1 protein-coding gene is annotated in these 21,373 nt (G+C 63.2%); it reads right to left on the reverse strand.

The genetic code is table 11. From position 1 onward, the window contains the following. Nucleotides 1-37: 37 nt before the first annotated feature. The gene (locus NLM25_RS28140; protein ID WP_254139159.1) at nucleotides 38-21,319 is read right to left on the reverse strand and encodes a DUF5801 repeats-in-toxin domain-containing protein; all 21,282 of its coding nucleotides are present in this window, start codon (nucleotides 21,317-21,319) and stop codon (nucleotides 38-40) included. Nucleotides 21,320-21,373: the final 54 nt, after the last annotated feature.

Consider the following 21,373-nt stretch of genomic DNA (forward strand, 5'->3'; position numbering starts at 1 on the left):
GAACCGACGCCTTTCTTTGTGAAGGCTCGTCAGCCCACTACGCTGCGTGCACCATCGCGGCCGCCTGCTGCTGGGCCTGGTTCTCGAGATGGACCAGGACCTGGTTCGCCGAGCCGCCCGTATCGAGATGGAAATCGGACGCCGCATGCTCGCCGGTGAAGGCGATATTCGCGGTCGTCTTTCCATCCGTCACCGTCAGAACACCACCATTGCCCTGCGCGTTTTCGTTGTAGCTCATGGTCGTGCTGCCACCGAGGAAGCCCTCGAGATCCAGCGTGTCGTTGCCGTCGAACCCGGACAGAATCCCGTGGAAATCCGAGGGATTGTCGAGCACGAGCGTTCCGGACGCGGCGGCGTCGAACTTGATCTCGCCGCTGAACGCGCCGGCCAGTTCGAGCAGGCCGTGGCCCGAGATCAGGGCCGAGCCGCCACCGTTGACATCGCCCGACACGGAGAGATCGCCGTCGTTGGCCCACAGCAGGCCTTCGTTGTCGATCGTCCCGTGAATGATCAGGCCGCCTGATCCGGCAGCCTCGAGCGTGCCGGAGTTGGTGATGACGTTCGTCCCCGTGTCGATCACCAGCGCGTTCACGCCGGTCGCCACGATCGTGCCTTCGTTGACGAGCGTGAGCTGACCGTCGCCGATCTCGCCCGCACCCATGATGGTGTTGTCCACGTTGGTGAGCGTGACATCACCCTGGCTGCCGACGATGAGGTTCTCCGAATTGTCGGACAACACGATCGTTCCGCCGCCCTGGAGCGTCGCACCATGCTGGATGATCTCGAGCTCGGTGGTCGAACCGGCCGAGCCGAGCTCGATCCTGCCCGAATTGTCGACGATGCCGCTCAGCGGCAACATCGCGCCGTCGCCCAGGACGATATCGCCGGTATTGTGGATCACCGGCGTCTCGTTGAAGACGAAATCGTCGCCGGTCAGCGTCTTCGCGTCGACGCCGACCAGAGTGATCGTCTGGCCGTCGCCAAGCGTGAGGACGGCATTGCCGGCCGCATCGGTCGAAAGATGCGCCTGAACGTCGGCAAAGCTCGAGAAGCCGTCGAAGCCGATCAGGTCGATCTTGTCATGCGCAACGTCGAACTTGTGCACGACATCGGTGCCGATCCGGTTGGCGAAGACCAGCGTATCGTCGCCGCTCGACGCAGTCAGCGTGTCGTCGCCGGACCAGGCGAAGATCGGCGCGCCCTTGGCATAGGCCTCGACGTTGTCGAGGACATAGGCCGTGCCGACGCTGCCGTCCGCGTTGGTCCAGCTCTCCATGACGTTGAACACCAGCGCGCCGGTGAAACCATCGGGCGAGGTCACCGACAGGCTGCTGACGTCGTTGGACAGGACCGACCAGGTACCGTCGGCATTACGTGTGCCGTCGTTCAGGGTCCAGCCCTCCAGCACGCCGGAGATGGTCAGCGAGACCGGGCCGACATGCGAGGCGGCGACGGTGCTGGCGAGAGCAAGGTTGATCGCCTCGCCGGAGGTGCCGGCGGGGGCGACAGCCTTCAGCGATGCGGTGGCCGTGTTGCCGGCCAGGTCGGTCGCCGTTGCTGTGACCGTGTTCCCCGAATTGAAGTTGTTGCTTGAGATACTCCAATTGCCGCTCGGGAAAGACGTGTCGGTGCCTAGCGAGGTACTGTTTCTGGTCACCTCTACAGAGACGGCACCACTTCCGGAGTCACTGACCGTGCCCGCGATGACATCCGAGGTGGAGTTGGCCGTCGTGATGGCCACTGTCGGCGCCGTATGATCAATTCGTACCAAAAGGCCGCTGCTGGCCACACTCACATTACCGGCCGCGTCAGTCGCCGTTGCCGTGATGGTATGCTGTCCATCGGGCAACGTGCTGGTGGTGATCGAGTAGCTTCCGCTGCTCGCGGTACCCGACCCGACGGCGACACCGTCAGAATAGATCGTCACGTTGGTGCCGGTCGTCGCCGAGCCGGTGAAGGTCGGAGTTTGGTCGCTGGTGATGTTGTCGGAGTTCGACGCTCCGGTATCACTGGCCGTTGTCATGTTGGGCGCTGAAGGCGCGTTGGGCGCCACATTGTCCAGCGCGATCGTCTTGCTGGCCTGGGTCGCCTGATTGCCCACGGCGTCGGACACGTCCGCCTTTACCGTGATGCTGCCATTGTTGAGGCCACTGATATTGGCCCCAGTCGCGGTCCATGCGTTGTTGTTGACCGTAGCGGTCGTGGTCACGGCGGTGTGCACGCCGTCGGACAATGTCACCGTAACCGTCCGGCCGTTTTCAACGCTCGTCGTGGTGCCCGAAATCACCACCGAGCCGTCTTCGGCGGCATTGACGATGTTGTCACCGGCAATCGTCGATGCGATCGAGATCGTCGCCACGTTGTCCAGCGTAATGGTCTTGCTGGCCTGCGTAGCCGCATTCCCGGCGACGTCTGAGACGTCGGCGCGCACGGTGACGTTGCCATTGGTGAAACCGCTGATATCGGCTCCGGACGTCGACCAGGCACCGTTGGACACGGTCGTCGTCTTCGTCACGCTATGCGAGCCGTCGAACAGCGTCACCGTCACGGTCCTCCCATCCTCCGCACCCGTCGTGGTGCCGGAGATCACGAGCGAGCCATCCTCGGCTGCATTGACGACATTGTCTCCCGCGAGCGTCGTCGCGATTGCGATCGTCGGTGCGGTACCGTCGACCGTCACGCTATGCGAGGTCGTATTGCCGACATTTCCGGCAACGTCGATGACACGAACCTGGTAGATGAACGTGCCGTCGGCATGAGTGGCCGGATCCGAGTAGCTCCAGGAACCGAACGAGGCGCTGGCGTTATTCCAGGTCTGCCCGCCGTCTGTGCTCACCTGGATGACGTTGCTGCCCAAGCTCCCGCCATACGTGCCGTTCAGCGTCAGCGTGCGGTCGCTGGTGATGAAGTCCGACGAGCTTGCACCGGTATCGTTCTGGATGCCGGAGATCGCCACGGTCGTGCTTGGCGCCGTGAGGTCGATATCGACCTCTTCGCTGTCCTGATGGGAACTGGAACTGACGTTCCCCGCGGTGTCGACGACCCGCGCGTAGTAGGTGAAGTCCGTCGTGTGTGTGGCCGGATCGGCATAGGTCCAGTGGGTTGCATCCACCTGGGTCGCATCGACCCAGTTGGTGCCATCACTGCTGACCTGCACCCTGTCTCCCGCGGCAAGCGCATCGTTGGTGCCCGAGACCGTCAGTTGGGTGTCATTGGTGACGAAGTCAGTCGACGACACACCCGTGTCCTGCGAGATCGACTTGATGCTGACGTCTTCCGTCGGCCGAACCGTATCCACCGTGACATTGACCGTCGCGCTGCCGGTGTTGCCGGCCAGATCGACCTCGGTCGCCTTGTAGGTGTAATTCCCGTCGTTGATGGAGCTGTCGCCGTCCGTGATGGTCCAGTGGCCCGTGCCGTCTACGGTCGCGGAACCGACGACAGTGCTTCCCCGGGTCAGCGTGACGGTGCCCCCGGCCTCGCCAGTGCCGTTGAACGTCAGCTTGTTGTCGTCATTGGTGATGTAGTCGCTCGACGAGAGACCGGTGTCGTTGACCATGTTGGTGAAGGTCACCACCGGCGCTGTCGTATCGACCGTGATGTCGAGCGGCGAGGACGACGGGCTCACATTGCCGGAGCCGTCGGTCTCGAAGCCGCGAACGTGATGAACACCTTCCGCCAGCGCGACGTCGACGCTGAACGTGCCGCCGCTGACATTGGCGGAGCCCAGCGTGGCTTCGCCGGAGTCCTGGCTGCCGTTGTTGTTGGCGTCGTCGTACAGCGTCACCGTGGTCCCGTTCTCCGCCACGCCCGAGATCGTGAGGCCGGTGGTGTGATTGGTGACGTTGTCGCTGTTGGTTCCGCTGTCATCCGCCGAGGCCAGATCGAGCCCGGTCGGCGCATGCGGCGCATTCTTGATGATGATCGACAGATCCGCGCCGGACTGATCTCCGTCACGATCCACGAGCGTGTAGTGGAAGGTCTCGGTCTGGTTGGCGCTGACTGACGCGGACGTCGAGTAGGAATACGCGCCGGTCGAGAAGTTGAACGTCAGCGTGCCGAGAGACGTCGTTGCCGTCAGGACGGCACCTGACGTGGTGTGTCCCTGCCCGTCATTGAAGTTCGTCCCGTCGAACGTGTAGGTCGTGCTGCCGACCTTGATCGACAGAATCCCCGCGCCGGTGCCGTGGCCGTCCGCGCCGAACGTGTCGTTCGTCAGCACGTTACCGGACGTGGTGTGAACGGACGCCGGGATCGTGTTGAGCAGTCCGTTGGCGTTGCTGCCGATGCCGATATTGTTGCCCGAGCTCGGGTACGCGATCGGCGCGATGTCGGAGTCGCCGCTGCTCGAGGAAACGTTGACGCCGTAGACCACGCTGATGTGATTGGTCGCCAGGAACGAATCCCACGCGGCCTGTTCGGTGCCGTTGATGCCGACGCTGCCCGACGGCTCGTTCGGCTGACCATCGGACAGGAAGTACGCGATGGTCTGGCCAGCGTCCGGCGTCGTGTGGGTGTTGATGTAGGTTTGCGTGGTGCTCAGGGCGAGATCGTAGTTCGTGTCGCCGCCGGCGCTGAGCTGATTGATGTAGGTGATCGCGTCCGAAACGCTCATCCAGCCCGACGCGTGGGCGGAGTCGCTGAAATCGACCACCAGGACCTGACCGCCGTTGATGCCGGCATTCAGGAGATTGACCGCAGCCTGCTTCTCGCGCGCGAGAGCGGTGCCGTCCGTGCTGCCCGACGTGTCGATCATGAACACGACGTTGGTCGCCGAAGCCTCGGCTACGTTCGCCGTCTCGCCTTGCGCCGTCGGAACATCGTCCTTGATGTTGATGGAAACTGTCGAGGTCGACGTATTTCCGAGCGCATCCTTCACCGTATAGGTGAACACGTCCGCACCGTTGACGGTATCGGTGCCGTTGTTGGCAGCCGGGCTTTCCGTGACGGGCTTCGTCAGCGTGTAGGTGTAGTGGCCCGCGGAGTCGATTTCGAGCACGCCATAGGTGCCCTGAACCAGGGTCCCGACATGGCCGCTGACATCGGCACCGCTGTTGCCGGCGGCAACGCCGGTGACCGTGGCACCATCCGCATCGGTGATCGACAGCGTTCCCGTCGCCGTCTCCGCACCCGACGTCGGATGCGAGCCGGTGTAAGTGCTCGACGCGAGATCGCCGGTGTCCTTCGTGGTGTCGAGCGCGGACTCATCGACCGTCGCGACCGCAGCTGCGATCGTGGGCTGACCGTTCGCGACATCAATGGTCAACGTCGCCGTCGACTTGTCGCCGTCACCATCGGTGATGGTGTACGTGAAGTGATCGGTGCCCGCGGTGTTGGTGTTGGCATGATAGCTGTACGAGCCGTCGGTTCCGACCGTCAGCGTGCCGTAGGAGCCGGTGATGGAGCCGCTCGATGCGCCGGTCCAGGCGATCGACGCTATGCCGTCGGCACCGCCGACGTCGTTGCTCTCGACGTTGCCGGAAACGATTGCGCCGGATTCGAGCGATTTGGCATCGCTGTTCGCGGTCGGAACGTCATCCTTGATGTTGATGGTAACCGTCGAAGTTGACGTGTTTCCGAGCGCATCCGTCACCGTAAAGGTGAACACATCCGCGCCATTGACGGTGTCCGTGCTGTTATCGGCAGCCGGGCTTTCCGTGACGGGCTTCGTCAGCGTGTAGGTGTAGTGGCCCGCGGAGTCGATCTCGAGCACGCCATAGGTGCCCTGAACCAGGGTCCCGACATGGCCGCTGACATCGGCACCGCTGTTGCCGGCGGCAACGCCGGTGACCGTGGCGCCATCCGCATCGGTGATCGACAGCGTTCCCGTCGCCGTCTCCGCACCCGACATCGGATGCGAGCCGGTGAAAGCGCTCAACGCGAGATCGCCGGTGTCCTTCGTGGTGTCGAGCGCGGCCTCGTCGACCGTCGCGACTGCAGCGCTGATCGTGGGTTGGCCGTTCGTGACATTGATCGTCAGCGTGGCTGTCGACGTATCGCCGTCGCCATCGGTGATCGTATAACTGAACTGGTCGGAGCCGGTCGGAGCGTTCGGATTGGCATGATAGCTATAGGAGCCATCCGTGCCGACCGTCAGCACGCCATGAGCGCCCGGCACCGTGTGATTGGCCGACACATTGCTCCAGGCGATCGACGCGATGCCATCGGCGCCGCCGACGTCGTTGCTCTCGACGTTGCCGGAAACAATCGCACCCGACTGGGCCGAATTGCTGTCCGCATACGCAGCCGGGAGGTCGTCGTTGATCGTCAGCGTCAGCGTACCCGTGACCGTGTCACCGCTGGCGTCCTTCACCGTGACGGTGACCTGTCCGCTATCGGTGTCCGCGCCGATGTCATGGTGATACGCGGCGGTCTGCTTGAACGTGTAGTCGCCCGTGGTCTCGTTGATGGTCAGCGTCCACGACGCGGTCGTGATCGTCGTCACGCCGGCCGCAGATGTCTGCGAGACGGCAGATCCCAGCCCGCCGTCATAGACCGCGGTGAACTTCGGCGAACCCGCTCCGTCCTGGCCGTAGTCGATGTGCAGGGAGCCGGTCACAGACTGGGCAACGAACGCATGCAAGGTCGGACCAGTGGCGTGATCGTTGCCGTCGGCATCGTTCAGCGCTGCGGAGTCGGTCGACATGATCGACGGAAGGTTGTTGACGCCGATGTTGGCGTTGATGTGGATCGTGCCAGTCGCAACGTCTCCGTCGGCGTCGCTGCCGGTCAGCGTGAACTCGAACGGCGCGACCTGGCCGCTCTGCGTCAGCTGTGTTCCTCCAACACTCACGATCCTGCCGTGGATGCTGTTCGGACCAGTGGCCGAGATTTCGAGCGTGTCGAAATGCAGGATATCCGTCGTATTCGGATCGCCGTCGGTTGAAGCGTTATTGCCGAGGATGTCGACCGTCAGCGTACCGTCAGCGTTCAACGTCGCTGTGCCGGTTTCGTATTGGTGCGTTGCGCTGTCGATCGCCTTCCAGGCGAGAGTCAGACTCCCGCTGCCGTTCAGATTGATGCCGACGTTCGCAACCGTCATCGGGTTGTCGAACGTCACTGTCAGGTGCTCGCCGCCCTCGAGTCCATTGCTGGCGACGCCGACGCCGTTGGCCGAACCGTTGACGTCCTGATCCGACGAGAACGTGAACAGACCAAAATCCTTCACCGGGGTGGGACCAAACGCCCCCAGCGTGCTCACCGGAGCGAGCGGCGTTGTCGACGTCGGAAGGTTGTCGATCTCGAAGCTGTAGGTACCGTTCGGATTGACCGTGAGGACGTAGTAGGTCAGCCCGGTGCCGCTGAACGTGCCGGTGACGGTCGTGACGCCATTGCTGTCAGTGGACGTCGAGACATTGACGCCGCTGATGGTCGGCGCCGTCACGGAGATGTGCCCCGGCTCGCCGGCACCGACGTGGAAATCGAACGTTCCGGTCGTGGCCGTATGGAGCTGCGTCACCGAGCCCGTGCTGATCGTCCCGAAATAGGGCTCGTCGTCGCGGATCGTGACCGAGAAATTCGCCGAGCTCAGCGAGGTCACGTCACCATCGCCGTCGACCGCATTGATCAGTCCACCGAGGCTGACCGAGATCGTATCCTCGAACTCCTTCTCCACCGGCTGCGTGCTGGGATCATCATGTTTCGGATGATCGAGCTGGTCGTTGAGAGCAAAGGTCCACGATCCATCGTCGTTGACGGTGAGCGAGAAGATGTCGCGACCATCCTGGCTTTGCGCCGTGACGGTGTTGCCGGAAACCGTGGCGTGGTCGACCGCCTTGCCCTGGGACGTCAGATGCAGGCCGTTGATCCAGGTCGACGCGGTGGTCTGGTCGACGAGCTGGAACGGATGCGCGCCCGCACCGTCCGCACCGAAATTGACCAGTGCCTTCAGCGAACCGGCATCTCCCGAGACGGTCGCATGTTCGGTGCCGGCGGTTTCACCGGTCCGGCCGGCATCGGCGTTTCCGGTGGACAGATTCGGTGAGGCCAGGCCGTCCTCGTCGACCTCTCCCGTCACGCTGCCAGATGCGATCAGGACCGGGACGTCGTCCACGATGCTGACCGAGAGTGTAGCGGTCTGGGACTGGCCGTCGACATCCGTGACCTTGACGGTGAAATCGTCATGGCCGGACACGACCGCGCCGTCGTTGGCGGACGGATTCGTGGTGACGTTCGTGGTCAGCGTGTAGCTGTAGCCGATCGAGGTCGAGCTGAAGCTCGTGATCGTCAGCGTGCCGTACTGGCCGTCGATCGTATGACCGACGAAGCCCGCATCGATGACGTGGCCGGCAATGGTCACAACCGACGGCATATCGCCGAGCGAGATTGCGATCGTGCCCGTCTGCTTCTCGCTCTGGTTGCTGTCGTTGTTCGGATTGCCGTCGGCAGCTTCGGCCGAACCGGCCGGCAGGCCGCCATGCGGCGGAAGGCCAGCCTCGTTCACCGTGATCGACGACGCCGACACCGTCGGCAGCTTGTCCGTCGGTGAATCGATCTTGATGATGAGCTCACCGGTGCCGAGCGTGAGGCTGTCGCCGTCATAGTCGGTGAACTTCACCAGATTCGCGAAGTCGATCTGCTTCTCCAGGCCGCCATCGACCGGCTTGAACAGATCGAACGTGGCCTTGCCCGTTGCCGGGTCGACCGTCAGCGTGAAGATGGTCGCGCCACCGGCAACGCCGGTGATCGTGTGACCATCGGACGTCATCGTGATCTGGGTGCCGTTGTAGCTCAGCGTACCCACGTTCTGCGGCGTCGAGAACGAGGCCAGCGACCAGGTGCCGGGCTGATCCGGACCGACGTCGACCAGCGATGTCAGGTCGACGATGGACTGGGTGTAGTTGGTGGCGGGCGTAGTGGTGGTGTGAACGCCGAGGTCGTCGAGGATCACACGTCCCGCAAATCCGGAGGCCGGATCGACCTCGAGGCTCGTCAGTTGCAGGCCCGCAAACGCCGTGAAGAGAGTATCGGGCGTCAGCGTGTTGTGCAGCGACACCTGGGCAGTGTGCTGCACGCCGTTTGCGTCGATCCCGATGACCGTTGCGGTCGTCGTGCCCGAGCCCCAAAGGCTGAGCTTGACGCTATCCACCGTGAAGGTGGTGCCGGCATCGGCCGTCAGCTTGAACGGCGAGGCGCCGACGCCTCCGGGCGCATCCGGTCCGAACAGGACATGTTGTCCGCTGACATCCGCAACGTAGCTTCCTGTCACGTGCAGATGCGAGGTGCCGAGGTTCGGTGCCTGGTTCACCGTATCGCTGGTGAACGAGAAATTGAAGCCGGTCGTGGTCGGGACCGGAATGTTGGCCTCGTACACCGTGCCGGACGCGGTCTGGCCCGTAAGCACCGGAACGTCGTCATTGACGACGACCGTGAACGTACCCGGCGCCGCATCGCCGTCGGAATCCGTCGCGACGAAGTTGAAGCTGAGAACGATGTTGTTCTCGTTGTTGCCGCTCGCATGGTCGAGGCGATCGAGCAGGATGAAGCGGTAGGAGCCCGTGCCTTCGTCCGACAGCGAAACCTCGAACACCGCGCGTGCGTTCTCGCCGGTGCCTGCGATGCCCGTGAGAACGGTGTGGTCTGCGTTGTAGGACAGCGTGATCGTCTGGCCGTCCGAGGTCAGCGAACCCGACGTCAGGGTGCCGCTGAAGCTGGCGAGTGCGCTGTCGGCAAAGGTGACGCTGCGATTGCCAGCACCGCCGGGATGATCCTGAACGGATGCGCCCATGGAGCCGGTCGTATCGACGCCGGCGTCCGCATTGTCGGCGCCCCACTTGATGCTGAGGAGACCAGTTGCGGTGGCTTCGTTATGGTCGCCATCGGCATCGGGAACGGCAATGTCGCCCGCCGACGCGGTCGGCATATCGTGATGGCCCTTCGTCAGGCCGTCCTCGTCGACGACGGTCGCAGCGATGAGGCTGACATTGTCGATCAGCGCGCCGAGCTGGTTGGCCTGCCCCGTGCCCTGGAATGCAAGCGTGTCTGCCCCGGTGCCCTCAACGAACACCGTGATCTGCTGCCACTGGCCTTCAGTCATGCCGTCCGAGTTGATCGTCTTCACGATCTGCCCGTTCCACAGCACGTTCAGGCCGCCGCTGTCGTTGCCGCCCTCGCCGATGCGCGGGGCGTACCAGAAGGTCAGCTCATAGGTCTGACCATCGGTGGTGCCGTTCACGACCTGCTGGATCGTCGCGTTGAGCTGGCCGGAATCATTGAAATGCTGGGTCGTATCTCCGGGAACGGTGCCGCTGGTGAGGTCGGCATCGAGCTCGACGAGCGCGTTTCCGTGCTGCGCCGGAGTGCCACCGACGCCGCCGACCTGGATCTCGAAGGGAACGTCGCCAGCCGGCCCCTCGTCGCCGATGTCCGCAGTGGTCCAGCCGGGGATCGAATGGAAGATCGACCATCCGCTGGTTCCGAGTTCAGGGTGCCCTTCCTCGAAGCTACCGTTGACGATCAGGTTCGTCTGCGGCGTGACGGTCGGACCGTCGTCGCGGAACTGGATCAGGCTCCCGATGTCGGCGGACGCGGCCACCGTGTCGTGATCGCCATCCGTGAGCGAATAAGTGACCTTGAGGACACCGCTCGCGATGGTCTGCGGTGAGGCCGCCTCGTCCGCGTCGCTGTGGTTCGGATGCTGGATCGCAGTGTACTCGGCGATGCTGAGCTGGCCCGTAGCCGCATCGATCGCGATCGCGAACGCAACCTTGCCGGCCGCGTTATCCTCGTGGCCGACCACCAGATTGCCTTCCTGATACAGGAAGATCTTGTGGCCATCGGTAGCGGTCAGGCCGGAATCGGTCCCGCTCGTGACCGACAGACCGAAGGCAGAACCGTTGGCGCCATCGGCGCCATAGGTCGAGCCCGTGGTCGAGAACAGGGCCGCGCCGCTCTGCGCGAACTGGATGATCGGCGAGCTGGAGACACCGGTGAACAGCGCCTGCAAGGCCGGGGTCGACGCCACGTCGTTCGTCCCGCTGTCCTCGCCAGCGGTTTCGTCGACGATCAAAACCGGCGTTGTGGGCGCGGTCACGACCGGTTGCGGCACGTCGTCGGTCACATTGACAGTAAGCGAGGTCTGGACGCTGTCGCCATCGCTGTCCGTCGCAATGACGTTGAAGTTCAGCTGAGCGACATCGGTGCCGGAGCCCTGATGGTCGATGTTCTGGTACTGAACATAGGTGTAGTAGCCGTGACCCTGCTCGTAGAGCGTGATCGAGAACACCACGTTGGATTGAACGTCGGGGTCCGTGCCATGCTTGTAGGCAATGATCTGCTCGTTGTCGGGCGAGTCGCTGGGGAAGCGGACGACATAGTCGAGCTGCACGCCGTCGGACTCGAGCTGCGGACCGATCACATGGCCTTGGGAATCCTTGGCAAAGGCAAGATGCTTCGCATCGCCGTTGTCGGCACCCCAGTTGATGTGGAAGAAGCCGGTCGCGGCCTGCGCCTCGCCGGCGAAGCCGCCGCCCGGAAGCGCAACCGGATTCGGATTGCGATCGTCGAGCAGGTTGGCTTCGTTCACATTGACGGTATCGCCCGCGGCGGTCACCACCGGCACGTCGTCGTCGATGCCGACCATGAAGCTGCCGGAGGCTGAATCGCCGTCGGAGTCGGTCGCAGTGAAGTGGAAGGTCAGGTCGATATCGTTCTCGGAGCCGTTCGGCGCGTGGTCCAGCCGACCGAGCAGGCTGAATTTGAACGCACCTGTGCCGTCGTCGGACAGCGACACCACAAAGACCTTGTGGTTGAGGTCGCCGACATAGCCGATCAGCGTGGTCCCCATGTCCGCAAGCATGTACTTGACGACCTGGCCATTCGACATCAGGTCGGGGCCCGCAATGCCGCTGGCACCGACCGTGGCGTCAGTGAAGGTCAGGTAGCGGCCGGTGAGCGCGGATCCGTTGTTGTCCTGCGCGAACGAACCATCGGCGTGAGTGCCGTCGTTCGACGGATCGTAATTGTCGGCACCCCAGTTGATGCCGAGCGCGCCGGTAACCGAGGTCGCGATTCCAGCAGTATCGCCTTGCGACGGAGTCGGCAGGTCGTGGTTGCCGGCCGAGAGGCCGTCTTCGTCGACGACATAGGTCGCGACTAGCTTGACGTTGGCGAGGTAAGTGCCCTGGTAACCTTCGTCCTGGAGATTGTGGCCCTGCGAGTCATAGCCCAACGGAGCATTGCCGGTGCCAATTTCACGGAAGATCAGGGTATCGCCGGCCGTTCCGTTCGCCGTGACGATGAAGTTGTAGGACGTCATCGGTCCGGTCGGATCGATCGTGCCGATCACCTGGCCGTCCCAGATCACCTCGAGCTTGGCCGTCTCCGGGAACGGCGCACCGGCTTCGAACTGGATCGCGTAGGTCTGGCCGGGCGCGAGCGCACCAGGCTGGAAGTCCTGGGTGATCTGCATGTTGCCCGGCGAGCTGCCGAGATCGACCATGTAACCGCCGGTCGAGCTGTGCAGGCCATAGAGACCGTCAGGCGCCCTTTCGAGATCGACCGTCCCAGGATTGACCGGCGACGGAGCGAGAGCCCAGCCCGCCACGTTGTAGGAGACCGAACCCCACCAATCCGGTGCAGACCAGACACCTTGCGAGAAGTCGCCGTTGACGATCTGGTTCAGCGGAGCCGCGGCCACCGTCGGACCATCGTCCAGGAAACGGATCTGGCCGCCGATGCCGACCGAGGCGACCGAGGTGTCGCCGTCACCATCTGTCACCGTCACGCTCGCCTGGATGGCGTTGGTGGCGATCGAGAGCGGGCTCGACGCTTCGTTCGGATCGAGCGGGTTGTTGTGATGGAGCGCCGTATATTCGGCGACCGTCACCACGCCGGTCGCGCTGTCGATCGAGATTGCAAAGGCGACCTTGCCGCTTGAATCGGCCGTGCCATCCGCCAGGCCTTCGCGGCCGACGATGAGGTTGCCTTCCTTGTACAGGAACACACTACGCCCGTCGGTCGCATCGAGACCTGAATCGACTCCGCTGGTGGAGACGTTCAGCGCGAACACCGGGGAAGCCCCCTGCCCGTCGGCACCGTAGCCCGTCGCAGCCGCGGAAACGACGGCCACGCCGCTCCGCGCGATCTCGATCGGCGTCCCCGGAAGCGAGCTGAACAGACCGGTATAGTCGGACAGATGCGCGACATCGTTGGTGCCGGCGTCCTGCCCGGCCGTTTCGTCGATCGTCACGCTGGTCTCGGTCACGACCAAAGCCGCGGTCGGACCGTCATCGTCGAAGCGGATGTTGGCGGAAATATCGACGGTCTTTGACGCCGTGTCGTTGTCGCCGTCCTTGATGGTCACCGTGACGGAGAGCGTGCCGGTGCCGAGGAACACGCCCTCGTCGTTGCTGTGCGTATTCGGCTGATGCAGCGAAACGAATTGCGCGACCGACAGCTTGCCCGTCGCCGGATCAATCGTGAACGCGAAGGCGGCGGGATCGTTACCATCGACGCTGCCATTGGCCGCGTCGTAACGGCCGACGACATAGCCGACGCCGTTATAGGTTTCATTGAACAGGTAGATCTCGTGCCCGTCCGTGGTCTGCAGGCCCGAGTCGGTATGATTGACGGCAGTGCTCAGCGCGAAAAGCATCGCGTTGGTGGCCGCCTTGCCGTCGACGCCGTAATCCGCGGTGACGCTGACCGCCGCCGTCGTCCCCTGCGCGTACTGCGCCGCCATGTCCGGATCGGTGCCCTTGAGGGCGACCGCGGCGAACAGCGGAGACAGGGTTGCCGAGCTGACTTCGTTCGAACCCGCCTGGATGTTGGCAGTCTCGTCGATGACAAGGGTGCCGACCGAGACGTTGGCAAGATAGGTGCCCTGATTGTCCGGCGCACCGGTCTCGCGGAATTCGAGAACATTGTCATGGTTCGGGCCGGACCCGGCCACCACCTGGATCGTGTATTCCTGCATCTGGCCGGTGGGCGAGATGTCGGCAATCTTGACGCCGCCAAACCACACTTCGAGATGGGCCGAATTGGGATACGGCGCGCCCGCCTCGAACCTCAGGTCGTAGGTCTGACCCGTCGTCAGGCCGTTGACGACCTGGCTGATCTTGACGTCGTGGGGAGACGCATCGAGGTCGACCATGTAGCTGCCGGTCGACGAATGCATGCCCTGGTAGCCGTCACCGACGCGCTCGAGCTGAACGGTGCCGCCGCCGGGATTGGCGACCAGATCGCCGCCGGAATGGCCGCTGTTAGTATCCGAAATGGTCCAGCCGCCGTTGGTGCCGGTCGCGGTCCCGCTTCCCAGTCCCCATTCGTTATTGTTGAGATTGAACGTACCGAAGTCGAGGCCGTTGATGGCAGCCGGCGCGGTCACAGTCAGGGTCGGACCATCATCCTCGATGACGAGGAACGACGAGCTCTGGCTGGCAATCGTGACGGTTTTCGAGTCCGTTGCGGTATCGCCATCGCCGTCGGTCGCCGACACCGTCAGGGTGACGCCCAGGCTCGCATCGCGATCGTCGAAGGTCAGCGACGCCGGCTCGTCACCCGAAGCCGTGTTGCCGTGCTTGATCGGCAGATACTGCTCGACCGTGATCTGCGGATCGGCCGAACTCGACAGCACGATATGCAGCGCGATCGCTCCGTTCGGATTGTCACCGACGCGGCCGATGATCGAGCCGTCGGCCTGCTTGAACAGGTAGATCGTGCGCTGGGCGTCGGTCAGGCCGGCCAGCGAGGTACCGGTCAATGCGGTCACGACCAAATTGGTCTCGACGCCATGCGACGTCGGCCCGTTCACCGTCTGGCCGTTATCGTCCTTCAATGTGAAGCTATAAGTGAAGGTGGCATTCGCCTTGGCGCCATCGGCGCCGAAGCTGACCTGGGGATCGAACAGCTCCTTCACCGAGGTGCCGTCGCTCGACGCCGGCGTCGACAGGATGCCGATCGCCAGTGCGGGATTGAGCGTGGACGTCACGGTCGGGCCCGCGACACCGCTGACATTGTCGGCGGCCGCGTTGGTATCACCGGCGAGCACGTGGATGGACTCGTCCATCTTCACGGCGTCCAGCGTGATATTCTGATGCTGGTTATTCTGGGCCTGATCGACTTCGACCGTGGGCGTGTCGTCGTTGACCTTCACGGTCAGCGAGCCGGTGTCCTTGTCGCCGTCGCCGTCGGTCACGGTGAAGCCGATCTTCACCGAGATGTTTTCTTCCGTCGTGCTGTTGGTCGGATGGACCAGCGGCTCGCTGACCTTGAAGGTGTAGGAGCCGTCGGCGGCGACGTCGAGCGTGAAGACGACGTTGCCCGAGGAGTGACCCGTCGCAGTCAGGATCGTGTGGCCGTTACTCGTCGTCGTCGCGTAGTCGAGCGTCTCCTGTCCGGCCAGGCCGCTCTGCAGCTGGTAGATCGCCTTGATGTCCGAGGGTGCCGCAAAGCTGATGGTCTTGATGCCGTCCGCACCCGGCGCAAACAGCGAGCCGGCTCCGCCCGTGGTCGAGTTGACGCTCGGCGCGACGTCGCCGTCGCCGCCGAAGTTCACCGGCGTGAACAGTGACTGCGCTTCGTCGTCCAGGACCTTCTGGGAGGTGACATCGTACGCATTCGGAATGTCGTCGACGATGGTCACCTTCAGCTGGCCGGTCATGGCAATGGTGTCGCCATCACCGTCCGTCGCCACCAGCACCGAACCGAAATCGATGCTGGAAATGCTGCCATTGCCCGACTTCAGCGCGGTGTTGGCACCATTGTCGGTGACATGGTCGAGGCTGTCGTAGAGCTTGAACGCATAGCTTCCCGTCCCGGCATTGACCTGCAGCGTGAAGACGGTGTGACCATTGGCGCTGGCGGTCAGCGTGTCGCCGTTGACCTGATAGGTCAGCGCCGTGCCGTGCGAGGTGAGGTTCAGATTGCCAAGCGTCGTCGCATAGCTCGCCGCGAACGTGAAGGCATTCGCTCCCGGCCCGTCCGCACCGAAGTTCACGTGACCCGCGAGGGTGCCGAAGACGTCGGCCGGACCCGGGCTCTCGTTGTCGGGGCTGTTGGTCCAGGAGCCGTCGCCGTTGCCGTCGTTCGGGCTGGTGCCGTGCGCATACGACGTGTCGATGTCGTTCTCGGCGACCTTCTCGCTGATGGCGGTTCCCGCGATGCTCGGACCGTCATCCTGGAACTGGATCTGGCCGGAGATGTCGACGGATTTGGTCGCCGTGTCACCATCACCATCCGTGACGGTCACGCTGGCGAGCACATTCTTCAGTCCAGTGGCCGCTTCGTCATAGCTGGTGCCACCGGTCGGATTCTGCAGCGAGACGTACTGCGCGATGCTGACCTTACCGTCCTGCGAAATCGCAATGGCAAACGCCGCGGGATCGCTGCTGGTGATGTTTCCACCGTTCGCGTCATAGCGGCCGACGATCAGGCCATTGCTGTCCATGAACAGATGGATCGCGCGGCCATCGGTGGTCTTCAGGCCGGAATCCGCTCCGTTACCCCCATTGATGGCGAGCGCCAGCACCTGCGAATTGGTGAGGGCCTTGCCGTCGGTGCCGTAATCGGCCGTGACGGAGACCAGCGACGACGTGCTGACCGCAAAGCCGATCGCACCATGGTCCTTTGATCCGGACGGAACGTCGTTGTCGACGCCCTTGTTGGAGATGGCGTCGAACTTGGCGAGCACGCCGGTCGGCAGCCCGCTGCTGCTCACGTCGTTCGCGGCGTTCGGATCCGGCGAGGTCTGCACGCCCGGCGTTTCGTCCTCGACGACCTTTGCAGAGGTAGTGGCCAGCGTCACCGTCGGGCCGTCATCCTCGATCTTGATCAGGGAGCCGTCGGAGCCGACCAGCGTGACGGTTTTCGAGTCCGAGGCGACGTCGCCGTCGCCGTCCGTCGCGGTGACGGTCAAGGTGACGCCAAGGCTGGCGTCGCGATCCGCGAATGTCAGGGAGGCGGCCTCGTCGCTCGACGCGGTGTTGCTGTGCTCGATCGGCAGGTACTGCTCGATCGAGATCTGCGGGGGCGTGCCGGTGATGACGACGTGCACGGCAACGTAATCGCTGACATTGCCGCCACCGCCGATGCCGATCTTGCCGACGATCGAACCGTCGGCTTCCTTGAACAGGTAGATCGTGCGCTGCGCATCCGTGAGGTTCGCCAGAGCCGTTCCGGCGAGCGCGGTCACGACGAGGTTGGTTTCCACGCCGGTCGAGGAGCCGTTCGAAACCGTGTTGCCGTGATCGTCCTTCAACGTGAGGCTGTAGGTCGATGTCGGATTGGACTTGGCACCGTCGGCGCCGAAGCTGACGTCGGTGGTGAACAAGTCGGCCACGGAGGTCCCGCCGGACGTCGGCGTCTTTACGATGCCGATCGCCTTGGTGGCATCGGCGAGTGTCAGCAGCGAGGGAGCGGTGACCCCGGCACGATCGTCGCTGGTCGCGTTCGAGTCGCCGGCGGTGGTGCCGATCGACTCGTCGAGCGTCAGCGTCGCCAGCGTGATATTCTGATGCTGGTTATTCTGGGCCTGATCGACTTCGACCGTGGGCGTATCGTCGTTGACCTTCACGGTCAGCGAACCCGTGTCCTTGTCGCCGTCGCCGTCGGTTACGGTGAAGCCGATCTTCACCGAGATGTTTTCTTCCGTCGTGCTGTTGGTCGGATGGACCAGCGGCTCGCTGACCTTGAAGGTGTAGGAGCCGTCGGCGGCGACGTCGAGCGTGAAGACGACGTTGCCCGAGGAGTGACCCGTCGCGGTCAGGATCGTGTGGCCGTTGCTCGTCGTGGTCGTATAGTCGAGCGTCTCCTGCCCGGCCAAGCCGCTCTGCAGCTTGTAGATGGCCTTAATATCCGAAGGCGTCGTAAAGCTGATGGTCTTGACGTCATCGGCACCCGGAGCAAACAGCGAGCCAACTCCGCCCGAGGTCGAGTTGACGCTCGGAGAAACGTCGCCATTGCCGCCAAAGTTCACCGGCGTGAACAGCGATTGCGCTTCGTCGTCCAGGATCTTCTGGGCGGTGATATCGTGCGCGTGCGGGACGTCGTCGACAATGGTCACTTTCAGCTGGCCGGTCATGCCGACCGTATCGCCGTCGCCATCCGTCGCCACCAGCACCGAACCGAAGTCGATGCTGGAAATGCTGCTGTTACCCGACTTCAGATCGGAATTGGTGCCATTGTCAGTGACGTGGTCAAGGCTATCGTAGAGCTTGAACGCATAGGTCCCCGTCGCGGCATTGACCTGCAGCGTGAAGATGGTGTGACCGTTGGCGCTGGCGGTCAGCGTGTCGCCGTTGACCTGATAGGTCAGCGCCGTTCCGTGCGACGTGAGGTTCAGATTGCTCAACGTCGTCGCATAGCTGCTCGCGAAGGTGAAGGCGTTCGCCCCCGGCCCGTCGGCACCGAAGTTCACATGACCCGCGAGCGTACCGAAGACGTCGGCCGGACCCGGGCTCTCGTTGTCGGGACTGTTGGTCCAGGAGCCGTCGGCGTCGCCGTCGTTCGGGCTGGTGCCCAACGCATATTGTGTGTCGATGTCATTCTCGGCGACCTTCTCATTGATCGCCTTGCCTGAGATGCTCGGGCCATCATCCAGGAACTGGATCTTGCCGGAGATATCGACACGATCGCTGGCGGTATCGCCATCGGCATCCGTTACCGTCAGTTGAATGGATACGCTGCCCGTCGCGAGCGAGATCGCCTCGTTGTAGCTGTTGTAGCTATTGGCGGCCGTCGCGTGGTCCGGCTGATTGAGCGAGACATACTGAGCGACCGAGACCTCGCCGGTGGCCGGATCGATAGTGATCGCAAAAGCAGCCGGATCGCTTCCGTTGACAACCGTATTGCCGTCATTAGGTGCGTCATAGCGGCCGACGACGACACCGTTCTCGAGGAACAGGTAGATCTCGCGGCCCGAAGTCGTCTGGAGGCCCGACTCGACGCCGCTCTTGGCCAGCGTCAGTTCATACAGTTTCGACTGGATACCATCGGCGCCATCTGCGCCGAAATTGATGCTGGCGGAAACAAGGCCCGAATTCACGGCATAGCCGATCGCGCCATGGTCCTTCTGACCCGACGAAAAGTCGGGATCGCTGCCCTTGTTTGCAACGCCATCGAACGCCGTCTGCGCCGCGGTCGAGAGGCCGGTGAATTGGACTTCGTCGGTGCCGGCCTGCTGACCGGCCGTTTCGTCGATCGTGACGGATCCTTCGCTGGCTGACAGGGTCAGCGAAGGACTGTCGTCGTGAATGACGATCGTCGAGCTGATGTCGATGCTGGCGCTGTCTGAATCGCCGTCATTGTCCGTGATCGTCGCGGTCAGCGTGATCGGGACGCCCGTCAGTTGGATCGACTCGTTGCTGTCGACATTCGCTTGAGGAATGAGCTCGTGAACCGAGCGCTCCAGCGTCAGCTTGACTTCGCCGGACGTGGAATCCACTTCGAGCTTGAAAACTTCGGGGCCCGAAGCCGCAGCGGTGGCGTCCGTTCCTTCGCGGGCCGAGATGACACCGTCCACGCTGAACAGGAACACCTTGTTCCCGGTGAGGGAATCCACAAGACCCGTGTCGACACCACCGGCTGCAACGGACAGCGCATAAGTGACGGTGGCGCCGTCAGCGCCGGCGGCGTGCGTGAACGAGCCGCTGAAGTCCTGGGTGGCCGTGGTCGGGAACGACGCCGTCTGCACGCCGTCCGGCAGCGCGCTTTCGTCGACTTCCAGGGAACCAAGGACAGGGAGCTGCGGACCCTCTTCGCCACCCTCGCCCTGCACTACGGCGATGGTCGGGCTATCGTCATGAATGATGATCGTCGTGCCGATATCGATGCTGGCGCTGTCCGTATCGCCGTCATTGTCCGTGATCGTCGCGGTCAGCGTGATCGGGACACCCGAGAGCTGGATCGGCTCGTCGCTCGGGACATTCGCTTCAGGCGTAAGCTCGTGCACCGAGCGCTCAAGCGTCATCGTCACCTGGCCGGACGACGAATCCACCTCGAGCGTGAAAACGACCGCACCATTGGCGTCGGGCGTGGTGCCCTCCCCGCCAACGCGCGCGACGATCGTGCCGTTCTCGTTGAACAGGAACACCCCGTGCCCGGTCAGGGAATCGATCAGGTGCGTATCGACGCCGCCGGCTGTAACGGACAGCGCGAAGGTGATGGTGGCGCCATCGGCGCCATCGACATGCGTGAAGGCGCCGCTGAAGTTCTGCTTGGCGACGGTCGAGAACGATGCCGGCTGCGTGCCGTCCGGCAGCGCGCTCTCGTCGACTTCGAGGGGACCGAGGAACAGGAGCCGCGGCCCCTCTTCTCCGCCCTCGCCCTGCGCCACGTCGATGCTCGGGCTGTCGTCGTTGATTGTGATGTGCGGACCAAGGTCGAAGGTTCCGCTCGTTGAGTTGCCGCTGACGTCGACCGCCGTCGCCGTTACAGAGACGAGACCTGCATCGAGATGAATGCTCTCATTGTTGTCGTGCGGATCGTTCTCGTGAACGCCGCGCAGGTCTGTCATCGTGATGAGACCGTTGCCGTTCACCGTCAGCGTGAAGACCGTGACCTGCTGCCCATCGATCGTGACGACTCCGTCGACTTCGCCGGTCCCGTTCTGGACCAGGACAACGGGTTTGCCGCTGAGCGAGTCGATCAAATTGGTATTCGGATTGTCGACCTTCAGTGCATAGGTCAGGGACTGCAGGCCGATCTGCGAGTTCACCGTGAAGACGGCCTGGAGGGCCTGGGTGCTGATGCTCGACCCGGCCGGGCCGGTCGTCGAACCGGCCGAATTCGTGGCGTTGAGCGGAATGAAGCTTTCGTCGACCACAAGTTCGATCGAACCCGTCACGCTGACTGTAGGAGCCGTGACCGCGAGGAACTGCGGATCGCCGGTCTGGAAGGTTCCAAGTTCTTCCTGTCCGAGCAGATCGAGCGGATCGCCGGCGCTCAACGCGTCGACGGTGCTGCTCGTAAAGTTGGCGCCGCTCCCTTGCGCGTTGCCGTTGCCGTCACCGGCAGCGGGCAGCACCGACTGATCGGTTGTAATGGGGAAGAGACTCGCGAATTCCTGCAGGTTGACGTCGCGCCCAGGCGCGAGCTCGATCGACAGGAGTTGCTGGCCGTCGTGCCGGGAGTCGAAGACGGGATCGACGGTGATCGTCGACTTGTTGTCAAAGAGAATGATCAGCTTCTCGCCGACATGGACGAGCGTGATCTTCTCATTGGCAATTGCCGAGAAATCGAGCTTGACCTTCTGATCATATCCGAGGTTTAGCACCACGGCTTGATCGGTCAGCGGCTTCGTTAGTGAGAAGGTTCGAACAGGGGTTGAATTGGTCGCAACAGCCGTACCGGTGGCTTGCGCCACCTGGAATTGAGCATTCATGAATTGCCCCTGCCAAAGACTTGTGCACTGGAAAAAACAGAAAGTAAGCCGAAA

Source organism: Bradyrhizobium sp. CCGB01 (assembly GCF_024199795.1).
Lineage (GTDB): Bacteria > Pseudomonadota > Alphaproteobacteria > Rhizobiales > Xanthobacteraceae > Bradyrhizobium.

Bases quoted from the DNA above. Each gene is read 5' to 3' on its own strand.
- NLM25_RS28140 (WP_254139159.1), bottom strand. From the start codon at position 21,319: ATGAATGCTCAATTCCAGGTGGCGCAAGCCACCGGTACGGCTGTTGCG.